The organism is Streptomyces cyaneofuscatus, assembly GCF_000718135.1.
Classification (GTDB): Bacteria; Actinomycetota; Actinomycetes; order Streptomycetales; family Streptomycetaceae; genus Streptomyces; species Streptomyces cyaneofuscatus.
Map to the genome: position 1 here is coordinate 115,169 of NZ_JOEM01000022.1, position 18,806 is coordinate 133,974.

Consider the following 18,806-nt stretch of genomic DNA (forward strand, 5'->3'; position numbering starts at 1 on the left):
CGATTGACCGGGACGGAACAGTTCCGTGATCATGCCGGGCCGGGGGCTGCTCGATCATGCGGCAGCCGACGGGCAGCTCGATCAGGCCGGGCCAGGAGGCTGCCTGCCGTCGGTGAGCTGCTCGTCCAGTTCGTCGAAGAGCAGTTCCTCGTGCTGGACCTGTCCGGTGCGGTACGCGGAGCGGGCGACCAGGTGCGAGGCGACCGGGCCGGTGAGCATCTGGAAGAAGCCGATGAGGGCGAGGGTGGCGAAGTCCATGCCCGTGCGCAGCCGGAGGGCGACCCCTGCCAGGACAAGGATGATGCCGAGGGTCTGGGGCTTGGTCGCGGCGTGACTGCGGGAGAGCACGTCGGGCAGCCGGAGCATCCCGATCACCCCGAGCAGGCAGATCGCGGCGCCGAGGAGGACGAGCAGGGCCCCGGCCGTGTCGAGGATCTGGAGCCAGGCGTTCACTGGGGGCCCTCCTTGGTCTCGCCGGTGTCCGGTCCCGGGGCGCCCCGGGTCGGGACCGTGACGGCGGGCCGGTCGCGTACGGCGATGAAGCGGGCGATGCCCACCGAGCCGGTGAAGCCCAGGAAGGCGAGCACCAGCATGATCGGGAAGTAGAACGAGTCCAGCGCGACGGCGGACTTGGCGCCGAGGCCGGCGATGATCAGGGCGGCGATCACGTCCAGCGAGATCGCCCGGTCCAGCATGGAGGGGCCGCGCCAGATCCGGACCAGCAGCAGCAGCCCGGCCACCAGGACCAGGACGACTGCGGCGGTCAGCAGAATACGGTCGATCTGTTCGAAGACGCTCATGGTGCGGGCCTTCCGGCGACGAGCTGCGGCGGTGGGGGCGGTTCGGCGACCCGGGCGATCTCGTCCCGGGTGCCGAAGGCCCGTACGGTCAGTTCCTCCAGCCGCCAGACCTGACGGCGGGCGGCTTCGAGTTCTTCGGGCCGGTCCGCGTCCAGGACGTGCAGGAAGACGGTGGCGGTGGCCCGGCGCACCTCGATGACGGAGCCGCCCGGCACGTTGGAGACGGCCACGGCGACGGCGGCGAGCATCAGGTCGCCGCGGCAGCGCAGGGGCACGCCGATGACGGCGGCCTGGTGCGGTGTGGAGCTGAAGATCTGCCGGGTGACCCGCACACCGGAGGTGTACATGTCGTAGAGCAGATACCCGGCGAGGCGGATGATGCCCCACGGGTGGAGCCGGAGCCCGAGGTCGACCGGCGGCAGCGGGAAGGCCAGGCAGACGGCGCTCGCGACGATGACGCCCGTGATGACGTTGGCCAGGTTGAGGGTGGACCAGAGCAGCACCCAGATGAGGGTGAGCCAGGCGATCAGCGACAGGTCCAGCACCCGTCCTCGCCGGCCGACCTTGCAGCTCATCGGCGGCAGGTCGGCGTCGCGGAACGAGAACCGCAGGAAACGGCTCACTTGCCCAGCACCTCCTCGATGTAGGGCGTGCGCTTCAGCAGTTCGACGGCCGAGCGGTCGGTGAAGGCGGTGAGCGGTCCGGCGAACACCGTGAAGGACAGGGCCAGCGCGATGGTCGCCGCGGTCGCCGCCATCATGGGCCGGGGCAGCCTGCTGGTGGTGGTGACGGCCCGTCCGTGCAGCGTCGCCGCGACGGCCTGGCCCGCCGGACGGTGCACGGGCTCGATGCCCTCGTCACCGGTGCCGGGGACGCCGTCGGGACCCTCGTCGGTGTCGTCGTCGCTGTCGTCCCCGGACTCCAGGACCGTGCCCGCCTCGGCCTGTCCGGGCGGGGCGGCCCGCCAGAACGCCAGGTTCCACACCTTGGCGGTGACGTAGAGCGTCAGCAGGCTGGTGACCACCGATCCGGCGACCAGGATCCAGGCCCAGGTGGAACCGTCGGCGACGCCCGCGCGCATCAGCCCGAGCTTGCCGATGAAGCCGGAGAGCGGGGGGATGCCCGCCAGGTTCATCGCCGGGACGAAGAAGAGGAGGGCCAGTATCGGCGCGGCCTTGGCGAGTCCGCCGAGCCGGGTCAGCTCGGTGGTGCCGCCCCGGCGTTCGATCAGCCCGGCGACCAGGAACAGGGTGGTCTGCACGGTGATGTGGTGTACGACATAGACGATGGCTCCGCCGTACGCCTCGCGGGTGGCGAGCCCGATCCCGAAGACCATGAAGCCGATATGGCTGATCAGGGTGAAGGAGAGCAGCCGTTTGAGGTCGGTCTGGGCGACCGCGCCGAGGATGCCGATGAGCATCGAGGCCAGGGCGACGGCCATCAGCAGGTCGCCGATCCGGTTGCCCGGGAAGAGCAGGGTCTCGGTCCGCATCATGCAGTAGACGCCGACCTTGGTGAGCAGTCCGGCGAAGACGGCGGTGACGGGCGCGGGTGCCGTCGGATAGGAGTCGGGGAGCCAGGCGGCGACCGGGAAGACGGCGGCCTTGATGGCGAAGACGGTGATCAGCATCGCCTGGATCAAGGTCTGCACACCGAGCGGGAGTCCGGGCAGCCGCTCGGCGAGCTGCGCGAAGTTGACGGTGCCGAGGGCCGCGTACGTCATGGCGATGGCGATGAGGAAGACCATCGACGAGAACAGCGAGATGATCACGTAGGTGGAGCCGGCCCGCATGCGGGGTCCGGTGCCGCCGAGGGTGAGCAGCACGAAGCTGGCCACCAGCATGATCTCGAAGCTGACGAAGAGGTTGACGAGGTCGCCCGCGAGGAAGGTGCAGGAGACCCCGGCGACGAGGATCAGATAGGCGGGGTGGAAGACCGCCAGCGGGGTCTCCTTGTCCCGGTCGGTCATGCCTTGGCCGAGGGAGTAGATCAGCACGCAGAGCGTGACGGCCGAGGAGACGGTGAGCATCAGCCCGGAGAGCCGGTCGGCGACCAGGGTGATGCCGAGCGGCGGGGCGAAGTCGCCGAGGTGGACGGAGAGCGGGCCCTGTCGGTCGGCGGCGATCATCAGGATGATCGACAGCGCCAGCACGGCGGTGAGTACGGCGACGCTGATGAAACGCTGGAAACGCTGCATCCGGGTGCCGAAGGTGAGGCTGAGTCCGGTGGCGCAGAGCGGCAGGAGCACCGGCAGCGGGACGAGCGCGTTCATCCGGCGGCTCCTCTTTCGTCTCGGGGGTAGCGGTCGTCGGCCTTGGCGTCGCCGTCGCGTTCGTAGTCCTCGGGGTCGGCGCCGATGACGTCGTTCCAGAGGTCGCCGGAGGCGTCACGGCCGCGCGCCTGGCGGGCGCGGTCGGCGCGCAGCCGGTCGCGGAGTCTGCGGCGCTCCTCCCGGTAGCGTTCGCGCTCGTCCGCCGTGGGCTCCGAACCCGAGCGGAACTCCTCGCGCAACTGGGCGCGCTCGGAGAGCACTTCGGCGCGGAGCACGATGCGCCGGTCCTCCAGGTCGTCGTGCACCTCGTCGGTGCCGGTGATCTGGTGGCTGCGGTAGGCCATGGCGAGCAGGAACGCGGTGGTGCCGAGGGTGATGACGATGGCGGTCAGCGCGATGGCCTGCGGCAGCGGGTCGGTGACCCGGCGCAGGTCGACCCCGTAGAGGAGGGGTGCGGCGCCGGCGGTGCCGGTCGAGGCGAGGATCAGCAGGTTGACCCCGTTGCTGAGGATGACGGCACCGAGCAGGATGCGGGTCAGCGGCCGGGTCAGCATGAGGATGGCGCCCACGGCGCAGAGCACCACGGCCGTGACGAGGAGTGAGGCGCTGACGGTCATCGGGGGTTCCCTTCCGCCGTCGTGCTGTTGGAGGCGGTCAGGGCGCCGGCGGCCCGTTCGATCTGCCGGTCGATCTTGGCGCCGAGGGCCCGCACGATGTCCAGGACGACGCCGAGCACCAGCAGGTACACGCCGAAGTCGAACAGGATCGGCGTACTCATGTGGAAGTCGCCGAAGACCGGCAGGTGCCCGTGGTAGGTGAAGGCGTGCAGCACGGTGCCGTCGATCAGCCCGAGGAGCCCCACGGCGGTCGAGATGAACAGGCCGAGTCCGGTGAAGAGACCCGGTTGCAGGGGGGCGGCCTGGGCCAGTTCGAACCGGCCGCCGGCCAGGTAGCGGGTGATAAAAGCAACTCCGGCGACGAGCCCCGCGACGAAGCCGCCGCCGGGCATGTTCTCGGCGCAGAACAGCAGGTAGACCGAGAGGATCAGGATCGGGTGGAAGAGGAGCCTGGCCACCACTTCGAAGACGATGGAGCGGTGCTCGGGGGCGAGGGTGGAGCCGGCGGCGAGCCAGCCGCGCTCGGGCGCCACCTCGTCGCCCTGCGGCAGGCGCGCGGTGTGCTGGGCCGCGATCGACCAGGCGGTACGGCCCTTGAGCTCGTCCGGGAGCATCGGTCCGTCGCTGCGGCGGTGCAGGTAGATGAGGCTGGTGACACCGATGGCGGCGGCGGCCAGCACGGCGGACTCGCCCATGGTGTCCCAGGCGCGCAGGTCGACGAGAATCGTGGCGACGACGTCCTTGTACCCGTGGTCGGAGACCTCCTTGACCATGGCGGCGCCGGCGGGTTCGGCGGTCCGCGCGGCGGCGGCCACCCAGACGGCGACACCGATGGTGCCGGCCGCGAGCAGGGCCACCGGGATGCGGATCGCGCGCCGCCAGGGCGAGACGGTCTCCTCGAAGTGGACCGGCATCCGGCGCAGCACCAGGACGAAGACGATCATCGCCACGGTCTCGACACAGAACTGGGTGAGCGCCAGATCCGGCGCGCCCTGGACGACGAAGAGCAGGGCGGTGCCGTAACCGATCAGGCCGCTGAGGACGACCGCCTTCATCCGGCGGCGGACGGTCAGGCAGAGCAGCGCCGCGATGCAGGTGAGGACGGCGACGCCGCCCTGGAGTTCGTTGTCCCAGACCCGGGGGGCCGGGGCGCCCTGCCAGGGGCGGTCGGTGACGAGCACGGCGAGCTGTCCGCCGGCCATGACGAGCAGCGTGGTCGCCAGGTAGACCGAGAGGGAACCACGCTGGATGAAGCCGGTGACCTGGAGCGCGAGCCGTTCCTGACCGAGCAGCAGATGGCCGAAGACGCTGTCGGCGGTGGGCCAGGCGATACGGCGGGAGAGCTGGGTGACGGTGTCGCGCGCGAGGAAGAGGCCGGTACCGGCCGCCCAGGCGACGGCGGACAGGAGCAGCGCGATGCCGAACCCGTGCCAGAGCGCGAGGTGGTAGGGGTCCTCGGGGGCCGGATAGGTGTCGGCGTAGGCGCTGAACAGCCGGTCGGTCAGCCCGACGCCGGGGCCGAGCACCAGGCCGAGGACGGCCAGCAGGGCGGGCGGCGCGAGGAAGGCCCAGCCCACGCTGTGTACGGCGGTGTCGGGAACGCCGGGCTTGCGGGCGAAGGCGCCCCAGACGAAGCGCAGGGTGTACGCGGTCGTCAGCGCCGAGCCCAGCACGACGACGGCCAGCGCCCAGCGGTCGGCGGCCGAGCCGTGCAGCAGCGCCTCGAACGCGGCCTCCTTGGCGGCGAAGCCGAGCAGCGGCGGCAGCGCGGCCATGGAGGCGGCGGCGAGGACGGCGACCCCGGCCACGTACGGCAGGGAGCGTCCCACGCCGGAGAGTTTCCGCAGGTCGCGGGTGCCGGTGGAGTGGTCGACGATGCCGGTCACGAGGAAGAGCGGCGCCTTGAACAGGGCGTGCCCGAGGATCATCGCGACGGCGGCGAGGGCCGCGTCCCGGTTGCCGGTCCCGGCGAGCAGGGTGAGGAAGCCGAGCTGGCTGACGGTCCCGTAGGCGAGGACGAGCTTGAGGTCGTTGAGGCGCAGCGCACGCCAGCCGCCGAGCAGCATGGTCGCGCCGCCGAGGACCAGGATGACGGGCTTCCAGACGGGTACGTCGGCGAAGGCCGGGGAGAGCCGGGCGACCAGGTAGACCCCGGCCTTGACCATCGCGGCGGCGTGCAGGTAGGCGCTGACCGGGGTGGGCGCGGCCATGGCGTTCGGCAGCCACATGGAGAACGGCCAGATCGCGGACTTCGACAGCGCCCCGGCCAGGATCAGCACGAGGGCGACGGAGATGGCGAGCGTCGTCTCCGGCGGGTCGGCGACGATCGCGGAGATCTGGTACGTACCGGCGGCCTGACCGACGATCAGGAAGCCGACCAGCATGGCGAGGCCGCCGAGCGTGGTGACCGTGAGCGCCTGGAGCGCGGAGCGCCTGCTGTGGCGGTGTTCGCTGCCGTGGCCGATCAGCAGGAAGGAGAAGACCGTGGTCAGCTCCCAGAACACGTAGAGCGTGATCAGGTCGTCGGCGAGGACCAGGGCGAGCATCGCCCCCGCGAAGGCGAGCAGGTTCCCGGCGAACCGGCCCAGCTGCGGGGTGTTGTCGCGGAAGTAGGAGGCGCAGTAGATCAGGACGAGGGCGCCGACCCCGGCGGCCATCAGGACCATCAGCTCGGAGAGCGCGTCCAGGCGGAGGTCGAGCGAGACGTCGTAGTCCGGGATCCACTGCCAGGACCAGGTGACGGCCTCACCGGAGGCGGCGGTGCTCCACCGGGTGAAGGCCCAGACGGTGGCGGCGACGGGGGGCAGTGCCAGCACGAGGAAGGCGCGCCTGCCGAGCCGGTGGACCAACGGGCCCGCGAAGGCGGCCAGCACGAAGTGGCCGATGATGAGCCCGATCACAGCGTGGCGTCCGGGTCGAGCGGCGAGACAACCGAGATAGAGGGCACCAAATACAGATATATCGCCCCAGTGGATTCATCGGACCGGCACGCCGCGCGCGATCCGGCACGCTGAGGCGCGCGACGGGGCCGGGAAAGCGTCAGCTGGGGACGCGGGGGCCGCTGTGAACGCAGGTGAAGGTGTTCCATGTGGTGCCGCACCCGGAGAGCCTAACGCGACTCTCTTGACGAATTCTTTACGGGGGGTGCGTTTCGGGTTCTCGGCGCGAATGCGGCATGACGTCGGGCCGCCGCCCTGCTCAGGGCAGCACGGCTCAGGGCAGTACAGCTCAGGGCAGCACGGTCTCAGGGCAGCACGGCGATCCCGTCGATCTCGACCATCGCCTGTTCGTCCCAGAGCCGGGCCACCCCGATGACGGCCATCGCCGGGTAGTCGCGCCCGGCCAGCCGGCGCCAGATCCGGCCGAGTTCGGAGGCGTGGGAGCGGTAGTCGGCCACATCGGTGGCGTACACCGTGACGCGGACCAGGTCGGCGGGGGCGCCGCCCGCCGCGTGCAGGGCGGTGAGCAGGTTGGTCAGCGCGGTGGCGAACTGTTCGGGCAGGCCGGCGCCGACGACCTTGCCGTCCGGGTCGAGGGCGGTCTGCCCGGCGAGGAAGACCAGATGGCCACCGGTGGCGACGACGGCGTGCGAGAAGCCGGTGGGCGGGGAGAGTTCGGAGGGATTGATCCGGTGCGACGGGCTCATACGTGCGGCTCCTGGGCGGCGGCCGGCACCCCGGCGGCGGACGCGTACAGCTCCTTGGCGATGATGGCGCGCTGCACCTCACTGGCGCCCTCGTAGATCCGCGGCGCGCGGACCTCGCGGTAGAGGTGTTCGAGCAGATGGCCGCGGCGCAGAGCACGCGCGCCGTGGAGTTGGACGGCGGTGTCGACGACGTACTGCGCGGTCTCGGTGGCGTACAGCTTGGCCATCGCGGCGCGGCGCGGCACGCCGCTCTCCCCCGCGTCGTACGCCGCGGCCGCCGCGTACACCAGGAGGCGGGCGGCCTCGGTGCGGGTGGCCATCTCGGCGACCTGGTGGCTGACGGCCTGGAGGTCGCTCAGCGGACCGCCGAACGCGGTGCGGGTGGCGGTGTGGGCCACGGTGGCGTCGAGGGCGGCGCGGGCCATCCCGACGGCGAAGGCGCCGACGCTGGGCCGGAAGAGGTTGAGGGTGTCCATCGCGACCCGGAAGCCCCGGTCGGGTTCGCCGAGGACGTCGTCGGCGGTGACCGGTACGCCGTCGAACTCCAGGGTGCCGATGGGGTGCGGGGAGAGCATGTCGAGGGCCTGGCCGGTGAGCCCGGGGCGGTCGGCGGGGACCAGGAAGGCGGTGATGCCGCGTGAGCCGGCGCCGGGGGTGGTGCGGGCGAAGACGGTGGCGAAGTCGGCCTCGGGGGCGTTGGAGATCCAGCACTTCTCGCCGGTGAGCCGCCAGCCGCCGGAGGTGGGTTCGGCGGCCAGGGACAGGGCCCCGGCGTCGGACCCGGCGCCCGGCTCGCTCAGCGCGAAGGCCGCGACCGCCCGGCCGGCCCGGACCTCGGGGAGCCAGCGTTCGCGCTGGGCGGGGGTGCCCGCCCGGACGACCGGCGTGGTGCCGAGGCCCTGGAGGGCGAGCGCGGTCTCGGCCTCGGTGCAGCCCCGGGCCAGGGACTCCCGCAGCAGGCACAGGTCCAGCGCGCCGGAGGAGAACATCCGTTCCAGCAGGCCCAGCTCGCCGAGGGCGGCCAGCAGCGGGCGGTTGACGCGCCCGGGCTCCCCCTTCTCCGCCAGCGGGCGCAATTGCTGTTCGGCGAGGGTGCACAGCTCCTCGCACCAGGCGGTCTGTGCCGGTTCGAGGGAGAATGCCGTCATGGCGGCGCCTCTCTTGTCGCGTCTCTGCTTTGTCTGTCGCGGCTTTGCCTGTCGCGTCTCTGCTTTATCGCGGACTGTTGACTACCGTCACCCGAACGATACGCTCCGAAGGCGACAAGGGGGCGATCCTTGATGGAGCCGAATTCCTCGCCGAACACGCCCACAGCCGCCGCCGACGCGTCCGTACGCGTCCCCGGTGCGCACACCGACACGTTCGCGCACGACCATCTGCCACCGCCGGAGCAGTGGCCAAAGCTCCTCCTGGACGATCCCGGGCTGCGTTACCCCGCGCGGCTGAACTGCGGGTACGAGCTGCTGGACCGCACGGTGGAGGAGCGGGGCCCGGACCGTCCCGCGCTGCGCTCCGCCGACGGGGGCGTCTGGAGCTACGGCGAGCTGCGGGAGACGGTGGACCGCATCGCCCATGTGCTCACCGACGACCTGGGGGTGGCGCCCGGGAACCGGGTGCTGCTGCGCGGGCCCACCACGCCCTGGCTGGCCGCGTGCTGGCTCGCCGTCATGAAGGCGGGCGCGGTGGCGGTGACCGTACTGGCGCAGGCGCGGGCGAGTGAACTGGCCACCATCTGCTCGCTGGCCGAGGTGAGCCACGCCCTGTGCGACGCCCGCTCGGCGGAGGACCTGGCGGAGGCGGCGAGTCTGGCGGAGGGGGCGGACCTGGCGGAGGCGGACGGGGAGGGCGCGGATCTCGCCAAGACGGACGCGTACAGCCTCCGGACCACCCTGTTCGGCGGCGACGGCCCCGGCGACCTCACCCGGCTGGCGGCCGCGCACGCCGGCTCCGGCCCGTACCGGGCGGTCGACACGGCCGCCGACGAGGTCGCCCTCATCGCGTTCACCTCGGGGACCACCGGGCGCCCCAAGGGCTGTATGCACCTCCACCGGGACCTGCTCGCCATCGCCGACACCTTCTCCGCCCGCGTGCTGCGGCCGCTGTCCGACGACGTGTTCGCGGGCAGCCCGCCGCTCGGCTTCACCTTCGGCCTCGGCGGCCTGCTGGTCTTCCCGCTGCGGGCCGGAGCCTCCACGCTGCTGCTGGAGCAGGCGGGGCCGCACCATCTGCTGCCCGCGCTGGTACGCCACCGGGTCTCGGTCCTCTTCACCGCGCCGACCGCCTACCGCACGATGCTCGGCCAGTTGGACGGCCACGACCTCTCCGCCCTGCGCCGCTGCGTGTCGGCCGGGGAGAACCTGCCCGCGGCGACCTGGCAGGCCTGGTTCGAGGCGACCGGGCTGCGCATCATCAACGGCATCGGGGCGACCGAGCTGCTCCACATCTTCATCTCCGCCGCCGACGACGCCATCCGCCCCGGCACCATCGGCGTCCCCGTGCCGGGCTGGCAAGCGAAGGTGGTCGACGAGCACGGCGACGAGCTGCCCGACGGCGAGGCGGGGCTGCTCGCCGTACGCGGCCCGGTCGGCTGCCGCTATCTCTCCGACCCCCGGCAGACCGAGTACGTCCGGCACGGCTGGAACATGACCGGTGACACCTTCGTCCGTGAACCGGACGGCTACTTCCGTTACGTGGCCCGCGCCGACGACATGATCATCTCCTCCGGCTACAACATCGCAGGCCCCGAGGTGGAGGACGCCCTGCTACGCCATCCGGAGGTCGCGGAGGCGGCCGTGGTGGGCCGGTCGGACGAACTGCGCGGAGAGATCGTGGTGGCCCACGCGGTGCTGACCGAGGGCTCGGAGCAGACGGCCGACTCCCTGCGCGCCCATATGAAAGCCGTGCTGGCCCCGCACAAATGCCCGCGCGTCTTCGTCTTCGAGCAGTCGCTGCCGCGCACCGCGACCGGCAAGCTCCAGCGGTTCCTCCTCCGAGAGGACTCCCCCTAGAGTGATCACGTGGCCGAGCTGCGCACCCCCCGCTCCCTGATCATCACGCTCTACGGCGCCTACGGCCGTCCGGCGGACGGTTCACCCTTCGCCGTGGCCGAGCTGATCCGCCTGCTGCACGCCGTGGGCGTCGACGCCCCTTCCGTACGCTCCTGCGTCTCGCGGCTCAAGCGGCGCGGGCTGCTGGTCGCCGCGCGGGCGGCGGACGGGTCGGCGGGGTACGCCCTGTCGCCGGACGCCCGCCAGCTCCTCGACGACGGCGACGCGCGCATCTACGGCCGCCCCTCGCACCGGCTGGAGGACGGCTGGGTCCTCGCGGTCTTCTCCGTCCCCGAGGCCGAACGCGCCAAGCGCCACCTGCTCCGCTCCCGGCTGGCCCGCCTCGGCTTCGGCACGGCGGCCCCCGGGGTGTGGATCGCCCCCGCCGGCCTCTACGAGGAGACCCGGCACACCCTGGAGCGGCTCGAACTCGCCCCGTACGTCGACCTGTTCCGCGGCGACCACCTGGGCTTCGCCGCGACCCGCGCTTCGGTGGCCCGGTGGTGGGACCTGGACGCGGTGGCCCGCCTCCACCTGGACTTCCTGGACCTGCACGAACCGGTGCTCCGCGAGTGGGAGGCGACCCCTCCGACCGAGGAGGGCCCGCGCCCGCAGGAGGCCTACCGGGACTATCTGCTGGCCCTGGACTCCTGGCGCCAACTCCCCTACGCCGACCCGGGGTTGCCGCAGGAGCTGCTGCCGAGGGGGTGGCCGGGCGGGCGCTCGGCGGAGGTGTTCGGCAAGCTGCACGAGCGGCTGCGGGACGCCGGGGAGCGGTTCGTGCGCGTCAAGGACTGATGCTGTCGCGGCACGACCGGGCCTCGATCTCGGCGGCGCTCGGCTTGTGGCTGCTGATCCAGCCCGGATCCTCCTCGATGAGTGTGGGGAGGGACGTCTCGACGTCCCTGATCCAACTGCTCGTACCCACATGCTTCTTGAGCCAGGAAGCCAGCCTGCGGCAGTCCGCGGTGTGCCCCTTCGGCAGCCCGATGCCGTAATGCTGCGGGGCTCCTATCGTCACGTCCGGCACCACACGCAGCCCCTCCTTCTCGTACTGCCGGGCGAAGCCGTAGAGGATGGCCTGGTCGGTGGAGACGGCCTTCACCTGGCCGTCGATGAGCTGCTCGATGCAGTCCGACGCATCGGTCAGGGTGACCGGATCGGCGCCGGCGGTCTCCCTGATGCCTTCCAGGGCTTCGACCGAGGTGGTGCCCTGCCAGGTGCAGATCTGGCTGCCGCGCAGATCGGCCAGCCGCTCGATGCCGGCGCCGTCCGGGCCGACGAGGAAGCCCTGCCGGGTCTTGAGGTAGGGCCCGACGAAATCGATCTCGTCCATCCGGTCGGCGGTGATGGAGAACGACGCGATCGTCATGTCCGCCTTGCGCTGGATGAGCTGGGTGACCCGGTCCCCGGAGGAGACGTCGACGGGCTCGCTGAAGTCGACGTCGATCTCCTCCTCGATGTGCTGGAACATGAGGAAGTCCAGTCCGGAACGGTCGTAGTTGGAGGAGTACGACAGGCCGGGCAGGTCGTTGTGCATCGCGACCGTGATGCGCCGCACGCCGAGGAACTCCCGCTCCGGCTCCTCGGAGGAGCAGGCGGCGAGGCCCACGAGCAGGACCAGCGTGGCGACGGTGCCGAACAGCCGGCCGGGTACGGGCCGCGCCCGGCGCCCGGTCGTGGAGGTGGGGGCCACGGTGTCCTCTCAGTCGTGAAGTACGGCGTCCGTGACGAACAGGTTCATCCGGCAGCCTTCCTCGGTCAGCAGCGTGATCTCCACGTCGATCGCGCCCTGCAGTCCGCCCAGGGGGAATCCGATCGTCTGACCGCTGCGCACATCGTCGACGCGGGTGCTGGTGTTCCCCAGCAGCTGGGCGGAGTAGCGGGTCTCCGGCGCGCAGAACTGGGCGGCCTTGTCGGCGTCCCGGACGGTCAGGGTCAGCCGCAGCCGGGAGCGGTCGGCGGGGCTGTCGACCACGAGCCGCAGCCGGGAGCCGTTCGTGACCGTGCTGTCGGTGACCGTGCCGCCGCTGATGCGGGTCCGCCCGGTGACGTCGATCTCGCCGTGGTCCGCGAGGTGGTCCATGCCGACCACGCCGGCGAACGAGCAGATCACGGCCGCCGCCGACATCAGGACGCGCCCGTGGGCCCGGGCGCTCCGCGCCGGCAGGACCAGTCGGACCAGGGCCAGGGCGACCGCGGTGCCCAGAGCGAGGTGGACCCAGAGGAACTGGCGCGCCGGTCCGTCGGGGGCGTAGATCAGCGCGTAGGCGCCGAGCGACACGACCAGCAGGAAGGGCGGCCAGTTCCAGCCGCTCCAGCGTTTCGCCTGGTCCGTGAAGTCGACGAAGTCGCCGAGGAACACGCTCAGGAACAGCTTGCCGACGAAGCCGATCGCCGGGGAGTTGTCCCCATGGGTGACGGTGTCGCCCCGCGCCGGCGGCTCGGGCGTCAAGCGGTTCCGCCGTCCGGGCCGCGGTTGAAGTGGAAGGTCGCCGAGCCCACCTGGCCGATCGCCGGGGAGTTGTCCCCGTACGACGCCACGTAGGTCCGGTCACCCGCCCGGTATGCGCTGTGAACGGATCTGATGGAGTGGGTCAGGGACCGGGCGCTCAGATCGTCCCCGTCGGCCAGCCATTGCCCGATGGCACTCTCCAGGATCTCCCGCTCCTGCGGCTGAAGTCGCGCGATGGCCGTGGCCGCCTCGTCGTCCTGCTCGGTGAGGGGCGGGTCACCGGCCCCCCGGGACAGCACCGCACCCAGCAGGACCCGCCCCCGCTCCACCGCACTGTCGGCGATGCGATCCCGCGCGGCGTCGACGACGGCCCCGGCGAAGGAGGTCGCGGCGGCGCTCACGAAGGGTGCGATGACGGCGGCGGCCGTCAGTAACTCAGACATCTGATCTCCCCCGAGTAGGAGACCAATTTTACTCGAATTTCCTTTCGGCAGAAGGTAATTGGCACCACCATCCGCACTTCCTCACCCCAGTGCGAGCCGGGGCTTCGGTGCGTCCGTGCGGCCCGTGGGCGGGGGACGGCTGCCCGCGCCGTACGGGAGGGGCCAGGGTGCGCCCGGTCCGGAGTAGCCCTGTTCGGCCGCCGCGTGGAGGGTCCAGTGCGGGTCGTACAGATGCGGGCGGGCCAGGGCGCAGAGGTCGGCGCGGCCCGCCAGGAGCAGGGAGTTGACGTCGTCCCAGGAGGAGATGGCGCCGACCGCGATGACCGGGACGTCCACGGTGTTGCGGATCCGGTCCGCGTACGGGGTCTGGTACGAGCGGCCGAACTCGGGGCGCTCCTCGGGCACCACCTGGCCGGTGGAGACGTCGATGGCGTCGGCCCCGTGGGCGGCGAAGGCGCGGGCGATCCCGACGGCGTCCGCCGCGTCGGTGCCGCCGTCGGCCCAGTCGGTGGCGGAGATCCGGACGGTCATCGGGCGGTCCTGCGGCCAGACTTCGCGGACGGCGTCGAAGACGTCGAGGGGGAAGCGGAGGCGGTTCTCCAGCGGGCCGCCGTAGGCGTCGGTGCGGTGGTTGGTGAGCGGGGAGAGGAAGCCGGAGAGCAAGTAGCCGTGGGCGCAGTGGAGTTCGAGGAGGTCGAAGCCGGAGTCGGCGGCGCGGCGGGCCGCCTGCGTGAACTGATCACGGATGGAGGCTAGTTGGGCGTGGTCGAGCTCCTGCGGGATCTGGCTGACGCCGGGGGTGTACGGGAGCGGGGAGGCGGCAGAGACGGGCCAGTTGCCGGTCTCCAGGGGCTGGTCGATGCCCTCCCACATCAGCCGGGTGGAGCCCTTGCGGCCGGAGTGGCCGAGCTGGACGCCGATGGCCGCGCCGGGGGCGGAGGTGTGGACGAAGTCGGTGATCCGTCGCCAGGCGGTGGCCTGTTCGTCGGTCCACAGGCCCGTGCAGCCGGGGGTGATACGGCCCTCGGGGCTGACGCAGACCATCTCGGTCATGGTGAGCCCGGCGCCGCCGAGCGCGCGGGCGCCCAGGTGGACGAGGTGGAAGTCGCCGGGGAGCCCGTCGGTGGCGGAGTACATGTCCATGGGTGAGACGACGACGCGGTTGCGCAGTTCGAGGCCGCGCAGCCGCAGCGGGGTGAACATCGGCGGGGTGTCCGGCGGGCAGCCGAACTCCTCCTCCACGGCGGCGGTGAACGAGGCGTCGCGCAGCCGCAGGTTGTCGTGGGTGACCCGGCGGCTGCGGGTGAGCAGGTTGAACGCGAAGCGGCGGGGCGGCTGGTCGACGTAGCCGGCCAGCTCCTCGAACCAGCGCAGACTGGCCGCCGCCGCCCGCTGGGTGGAGGCCACGACTGGGCGGCGCTCGGCCTCGTACGCCGCCAACGCGGAGTCCAGGTCCGGCTGTTCCTCGATGGAGGCGGCGAGCGCGAGGGCGTCCTCGACGGCGAGCTTGGTGCCGGAGCCGATGGAGAAGTGCGCGGTGTGGGCGGCGTCCCCGATGAGGACGGTGTTCCCGTGCGACCAGCGGGAGTTGGTGACCGTACGGAAGGTGAGCCAGCTGGACCGGTTGGCGCGCAGGGGGCGGCCGTCCAGGGCCTCGGTGAAGAACTTGGCGCAGCGGGCGGTGGATTCGGCCGGGTCGCAGGTGTCGAGCCCGGCGGCCCGCCACACCTCCTCGCGCATCTCGACGATGACGGTGGAGGCGTCGGAGGCGTACGGGTAGCCGTGCAGCTGCATGACGCCGTACGGGGTTTCGGCGATCTCGAAGCGGAAGGCGTCGAGGACGAAGTCGGCGGCGAGCCAGATGTAGCGGTTGCGGTGTTCGGTGAGGGACGGGCGATAAGCCTCGGGGTGCGCCTGGCGGGTCGTGCTGTGCACCCCGTCGGCGGCGATGACCAGGTCGTGGCCGGCGGCCAGCTCGGCGGCGGGCGGGGCCTCGGCCCGGAAGCGGAGGTCGACGCCGAGGGCGGTGCAGCGCTCGTGCAGGATCTCCAGGAGGCGGCGGCGGCCGAGGGCGGCGAAGCCGTGGCCGCCGGAGGTGTGGGTGCGGCCGCGGTGGACGATGTCGATGGTGTCCCAGCGGACGAACTCGGCTCTCAGGGCGCGGTAGACCTCGGGGTCGGCGTGTTCGATGCCGCCGAGGGTTTCGTCGGAGAGGACGACGCCGAAGCCGAAGGTGTCGTCGGGGGCGTTGCGCTCGTACACGGTGATCTCGCGGGCCGGGTCGAGCCGCTTGAGGAGGGCGGCGGCGTAGAGGCCGCCGGGGCCGCCGCCGATGACCGCGATGCGCCGCACGGGGGTGGGCATGGTCCCTACCTCCCCTGCCACTTCGGCGGCCGCTTCTCGGTGAAGGCGGCGTGGAACTCCGCGTAGTCCTCGCCGTGCATCAGCAGCGCCTGGGTGTTGGCGTCCAGCTCGACGGAGGCGGCGAGCGGCATGTCCAGTTCGGCGGTGAGCAGCGCCTTGGTCTGGGCGAGGGCGAGGGCGGGGCCGTCGGCGAGGCGGCGGGCCAGCTCGGCGGCGCGGGCGTCGGCCTGCCCCTCATCGGCCAGCTCGCTGATCAGTCCGATCCGCTCCGCCTCGGGGGCCCGGACGGCGTCCCCGAGCATCAGCAGCCGGGTGGCGTGGCCGAGGCCGACGACCCGGGGCAGCAGATAGGCGGCGCCCATGTCACCGCCGGAGAGGCCGACCCGGGTGAAGAGGAAGGAGAAGCGGGCGGAGGGGTCGGCGACCCGGAAGTCGGCGGCGAGGGCGAGCACGGCTCCCGCTCCGGCGGCGACCCCGTGGACGGCGGCGACGACCGGGAAGGGGCACTCACGCAGGGCCCGTACGACCTGGCCGGTCATCCGGTTGAACTCCAGGACGGCGGCGGTGTCCATGGCGAGGGTGGCGCCGATGATCTCGTCGACGTCGCCGCCGGAGCAGAAGCCGCGCCCCTCACCGGCGAGCACGAGGGCGCGGGCGGAGCGTTCCCGGGTCAGCTCGGCGAGCAGGTCGCGCAGATCGGCGTAGGCGCCGAAGGTGAGGGCGTTGAGTTTCTCGGGGCGGTCCAGTGTGACGGTCACCACACCGTCGTCCCGGGTGATCCGGAGATGACGCCACTCCTCCACCCGCGGGGCGGAGCTGGGAAACGAGCTCATGAAGGGGTTCCCTTCAGCATTCGGGCGGGTTGCCGACCGTGCGCGGGTCGCGTTCCACCCCCGAAGTTATCACCCGTACGTGACTGTCGTCACGAGGTCGCGATACGCCAGCCGTGAGACTGTTGTGGCGAAAGTCCTGTTTGCACCGGTCGACCGCCTCTATGGCCAGGGCCGTGCGGTTCGTAAGGTTGACCCCAGGAAGTCTCGATACGCGATGCCGATGAGTCGAGAGACCCCGATGAGTCGAGAAATCCCGCTCCAAGGAAGTCCCGCTCCCGAACGGAACCCCGCCGTGCCGCCCGATGTCCCTGTTCCCGCCTCCTGGCGCATCGCCCTGCCGCACTCCACGGCAGCCGTGCCGATCGCCCGCGCCCTGGTCCGTACCGCCCTGTCGGACATCCATGCCCCGGCGGACAGCGACACCGCCGAGCTGCTCACCGCCGAGCTGGTCGCGAACGCGGTCGAGCACACGGTGAGCAGCGAGCCGATCGAGCTGGTCGTGGAGCTGCTGCCCACCGGCTGCCAGGTCGAGGTGCACGACCACGACCCCGCTCCGCCCGGTGACCTGTCCCGCCCGCAGCCCGGTTACGAGGTCGACCCCTGGCAGGAGCACGGCCGCGGCCTGCTGCTGATCCGGACCCTCAGCTCCGCCTGCGGTCACCGCACGACGGAGCACGGCAAGGCAGTCTGGTTCACGCTTCCGGCGATACCGTCCCAGCCGGGTCCGTCCCCGGAGAGCTGACCAGCCGGGACCGCTTGCGCCCGTAGAAGGTGTAGAGCAGCGAACCGGCGGCGAGGAAGACCGCGAACTGGAGCCAGGTCGTCCAGCCGGTCCCGTACATCAGGTACAGGCAGAACACGACGCCGAGCACCGGGCTGACCGGGTAGAGCGGCACCCGGAAGGTGCGCTCCAGCTCCGGGTTGCGGCGGCGGAGCACCACGACGGCCACATTGACCGCGACCATGGTGGCGAGCGTGCCGATGGTCGTCAGGTTGACGACGACGTCCAGCGACGCGAAGGCGGCCGGGACGGCGAAGACGCAGGCCACGATCCAGGTGTTGGCGACCGGGGTGTGGGTCTTGGGCGAGACGCGCTCGAAGACGCGCGGGATCAGCCCGTCGCGGGACATCGACATCAGGATGCGGGTCTGCCCGTACATCACGGCGAGCACCACCGAGGCGATGGCGACGACCGCGCCGAAGGCGATGATGCCGCCGCCGACCGAGGAGTCGGTGACCTGGTTGACGACGAGCGAGAGGGCCGCGGGCTTGTCGGAGACGGCGTCCGCGCCGAGCGCGCCGATGGCCGAGAGCGCCACCGCGCAGTAGAGCAGCGTGACGACGCCGATGCAGATCAGGATGGCGATCGGAATGTTCCGGCGGGGGTTCTTGACCTCTTCGCCGGCGGTGGTGATCGCGTCGAAGCCGATGTACGAGAAGAACGCCAGCGAGGCACCGGCCGTGATCCCGCCGAGCCCGTGGCCCGCGAACGGCACGAGGTTGTCGTCCTGGTACGCGGTGAACGCGATCGCGCAGAACGCCAGCAGGATGCCGATCTTCAGGACCGCCATGGCGGCCGTCGCGTTGGCGCTCTCCCGGACGCCGCGCACCAGCAGGGTGGCTGCCATCGCGATCACGACGATCGCCGGGAGGTTGATCACGCCGCCGTCGCCGGGCCCCGCGGACACGGCGGCGGGCAGCTGCCAGCCGATCAGGCTGTTCAGCAGCTCGTTGACGTACTGGCTCCAGCCCACCGCGACCGCGGAGACCGAGACGCCGTACTCCAGCATCAGGCACCAGCCGACGAGGAACGCCGTGCGCTCGCCGAGGGCGGCGTACGCGAAGGAGTACGAGCTGCCCGAGACCGGGATCGCGCTGCCCAGCTCCGCGAAGGAGAAGGCGGTGAAGATGCAGGTGATCGCGGCCAGGACGAACGAGATGACGACGGCGGGTCCGGCCTCGGCGACGGTGTCGGAGAGGCCGACGAAGATGCCGGTGCCGACGATGGCACCGACACCGAAGCAGACGAGCTGGAAGAGGCCCATCGTCCGCCTGAGGCCGTGGCCCTCCAGGTCTCCGCCGGATTCGGCGATGAGCATGTCGGGGCTCTTGCGGCGCAGTCCGGGCCGGGAGAGGCCGGGACTCTTCGGGGTGCCGGGTGTCGGCAGGCCGGGGCTCATGCGGGACGTTCTCTTCTCTGGTGGTGCAGTGGGGGGACGGTCCCGTGCGCACCCGGGGCGGCACGGGAAAGGGGCCCAGGCATGTCAGAGCCCGAACCCCACCAGAGGCGACATCGTAGCCACCACCGCGCATGTTCACCCAATCGGGC

17 protein-coding genes are annotated in these 18,806 nt (G+C 71.7%); 3 read left to right on the plus strand and 14 right to left on the minus strand.

Going from position 1 to position 18,806, the window contains the following annotated elements; translation table 11 throughout:
* Positions 1-81: 81 nt before the first annotated feature.
* From mnhG to IF17_RS0129985, 8 genes are all read right to left on the minus strand, one after another.
* Positions 82-453, minus strand: coding sequence for a monovalent cation/H(+) antiporter subunit G (gene mnhG, locus IF17_RS0129950; protein ID WP_030572560.1), 372 nt, complete (start codon positions 451-453; stop codon positions 82-84).
* On the minus strand, positions 450-800 hold the full coding sequence (locus IF17_RS0129955; protein WP_030572563.1) for an MrpF/PhaF family protein: 351 nt from the start codon (positions 798-800) through the stop codon (positions 450-452). Before IF17_RS0129955 ends, mnhG begins: the two co-directional genes overlap by 4 nt.
* Positions 797-1,423, minus strand: coding sequence for a Na+/H+ antiporter subunit E (locus IF17_RS0129960; protein ID WP_030572566.1), 627 nt, complete (start codon positions 1,421-1,423; stop codon positions 797-799). Before IF17_RS0129960 ends, IF17_RS0129955 begins: the two co-directional genes overlap by 4 nt.
* On the minus strand, positions 1,420-3,072 hold the full coding sequence (locus tag IF17_RS0129965) for a Na+/H+ antiporter subunit D (RefSeq protein ID WP_030572569.1): 1,653 nt from the start codon (positions 3,070-3,072) through the stop codon (positions 1,420-1,422). Before IF17_RS0129965 ends, IF17_RS0129960 begins: the two co-directional genes overlap by 4 nt.
* Positions 3,069-3,689, minus strand: a complete 621-nt coding sequence (locus IF17_RS0129970) for a Na(+)/H(+) antiporter subunit C (protein ID WP_030572571.1) — start codon at positions 3,687-3,689, stop codon at positions 3,069-3,071. The genes IF17_RS0129965 and IF17_RS0129970 overlap by 4 nt, the downstream gene beginning before the upstream one ends.
* Positions 3,686-6,589, minus strand: coding sequence for a Na+/H+ antiporter subunit A (locus IF17_RS0129975; protein WP_030572574.1), 2,904 nt, complete (start codon positions 6,587-6,589; stop codon positions 3,686-3,688). The genes IF17_RS0129970 and IF17_RS0129975 overlap by 4 nt, the downstream gene beginning before the upstream one ends.
* Positions 6,590-6,933: 344 nt before the next feature.
* Positions 6,934-7,335 (minus strand): RidA family protein, encoded by a 402-nt coding sequence (locus tag IF17_RS0129980; RefSeq protein ID WP_030572576.1) that lies wholly within the window; start codon positions 7,333-7,335, stop codon positions 6,934-6,936.
* Entirely contained in the window at positions 7,332-8,483 is a 1,152-nt protein-coding gene (locus IF17_RS0129985; protein ID WP_030572577.1) for an acyl-CoA dehydrogenase family protein, read from the minus strand. Before IF17_RS0129985 ends, IF17_RS0129980 begins: the two co-directional genes overlap by 4 nt.
* Positions 8,484-8,615: 132 nt before the next feature.
* Between IF17_RS0129985 and IF17_RS0129990 the strand changes: the two genes are divergently transcribed.
* Entirely contained in the window at positions 8,616-10,343 is a 1,728-nt protein-coding gene (locus IF17_RS0129990) for an AMP-binding protein (protein ID WP_030572578.1), read from the plus strand.
* Positions 10,344-10,352: 9 nt separating this feature from the next.
* Entirely contained in the window at positions 10,353-11,180 is an 828-nt protein-coding gene (locus tag IF17_RS0129995) for a PaaX family transcriptional regulator (RefSeq protein ID WP_030572580.1), read from the plus strand.
* On the opposite strand, the gene IF17_RS0130000 is transcribed toward IF17_RS0129995, so the two are convergent.
* From IF17_RS0130000 to IF17_RS0130020, 5 genes are all read right to left on the minus strand, one after another.
* Positions 11,170-12,078, minus strand: a complete 909-nt coding sequence (locus tag IF17_RS0130000; protein ID WP_030572583.1) for a transporter substrate-binding domain-containing protein — start codon at positions 12,076-12,078, stop codon at positions 11,170-11,172. The genes IF17_RS0129995 and IF17_RS0130000 overlap by 11 nt on opposite strands.
* Before the next feature lie 9 nt (positions 12,079-12,087).
* On the minus strand, positions 12,088-12,837 hold the full coding sequence (locus IF17_RS0130005; protein ID WP_030572586.1) for a hypothetical protein: 750 nt from the start codon (positions 12,835-12,837) through the stop codon (positions 12,088-12,090).
* Positions 12,834-13,280, minus strand: a complete 447-nt coding sequence (locus IF17_RS0130010; RefSeq protein ID WP_030572589.1) for a hypothetical protein — start codon at positions 13,278-13,280, stop codon at positions 12,834-12,836. Before IF17_RS0130010 ends, IF17_RS0130005 begins: the two co-directional genes overlap by 4 nt.
* Before the next feature lie 81 nt (positions 13,281-13,361).
* Positions 13,362-15,644 (minus strand): bifunctional salicylyl-CoA 5-hydroxylase/oxidoreductase, encoded by a 2,283-nt coding sequence (locus tag IF17_RS0130015; protein WP_030572592.1) that lies wholly within the window; start codon positions 15,642-15,644, stop codon positions 13,362-13,364.
* Positions 15,645-15,649: 5 nt separating this feature from the next.
* Positions 15,650-16,477, minus strand: a complete 828-nt coding sequence (locus IF17_RS0130020; protein ID WP_030572595.1) for an enoyl-CoA hydratase family protein — start codon at positions 16,475-16,477, stop codon at positions 15,650-15,652.
* 292 nt (positions 16,478-16,769) lie between these two features.
* Here IF17_RS0130020 and IF17_RS0130025 point away from each other — a divergent pair, with 292 nt between their 5' ends.
* On the plus strand, positions 16,770-17,219 hold the full coding sequence (locus tag IF17_RS0130025) for an ATP-binding protein (RefSeq protein ID WP_030572598.1): 450 nt from the start codon (positions 16,770-16,772) through the stop codon (positions 17,217-17,219).
* Here IF17_RS0130025 and IF17_RS0130030 read toward each other — a convergent pair.
* Positions 17,170-18,657, minus strand: coding sequence for an amino acid permease (locus IF17_RS0130030; protein ID WP_030572600.1), 1,488 nt, complete (start codon positions 18,655-18,657; stop codon positions 17,170-17,172). The genes IF17_RS0130025 and IF17_RS0130030 overlap by 50 nt on opposite strands.
* Positions 18,658-18,806 lie beyond the last annotated feature (149 nt).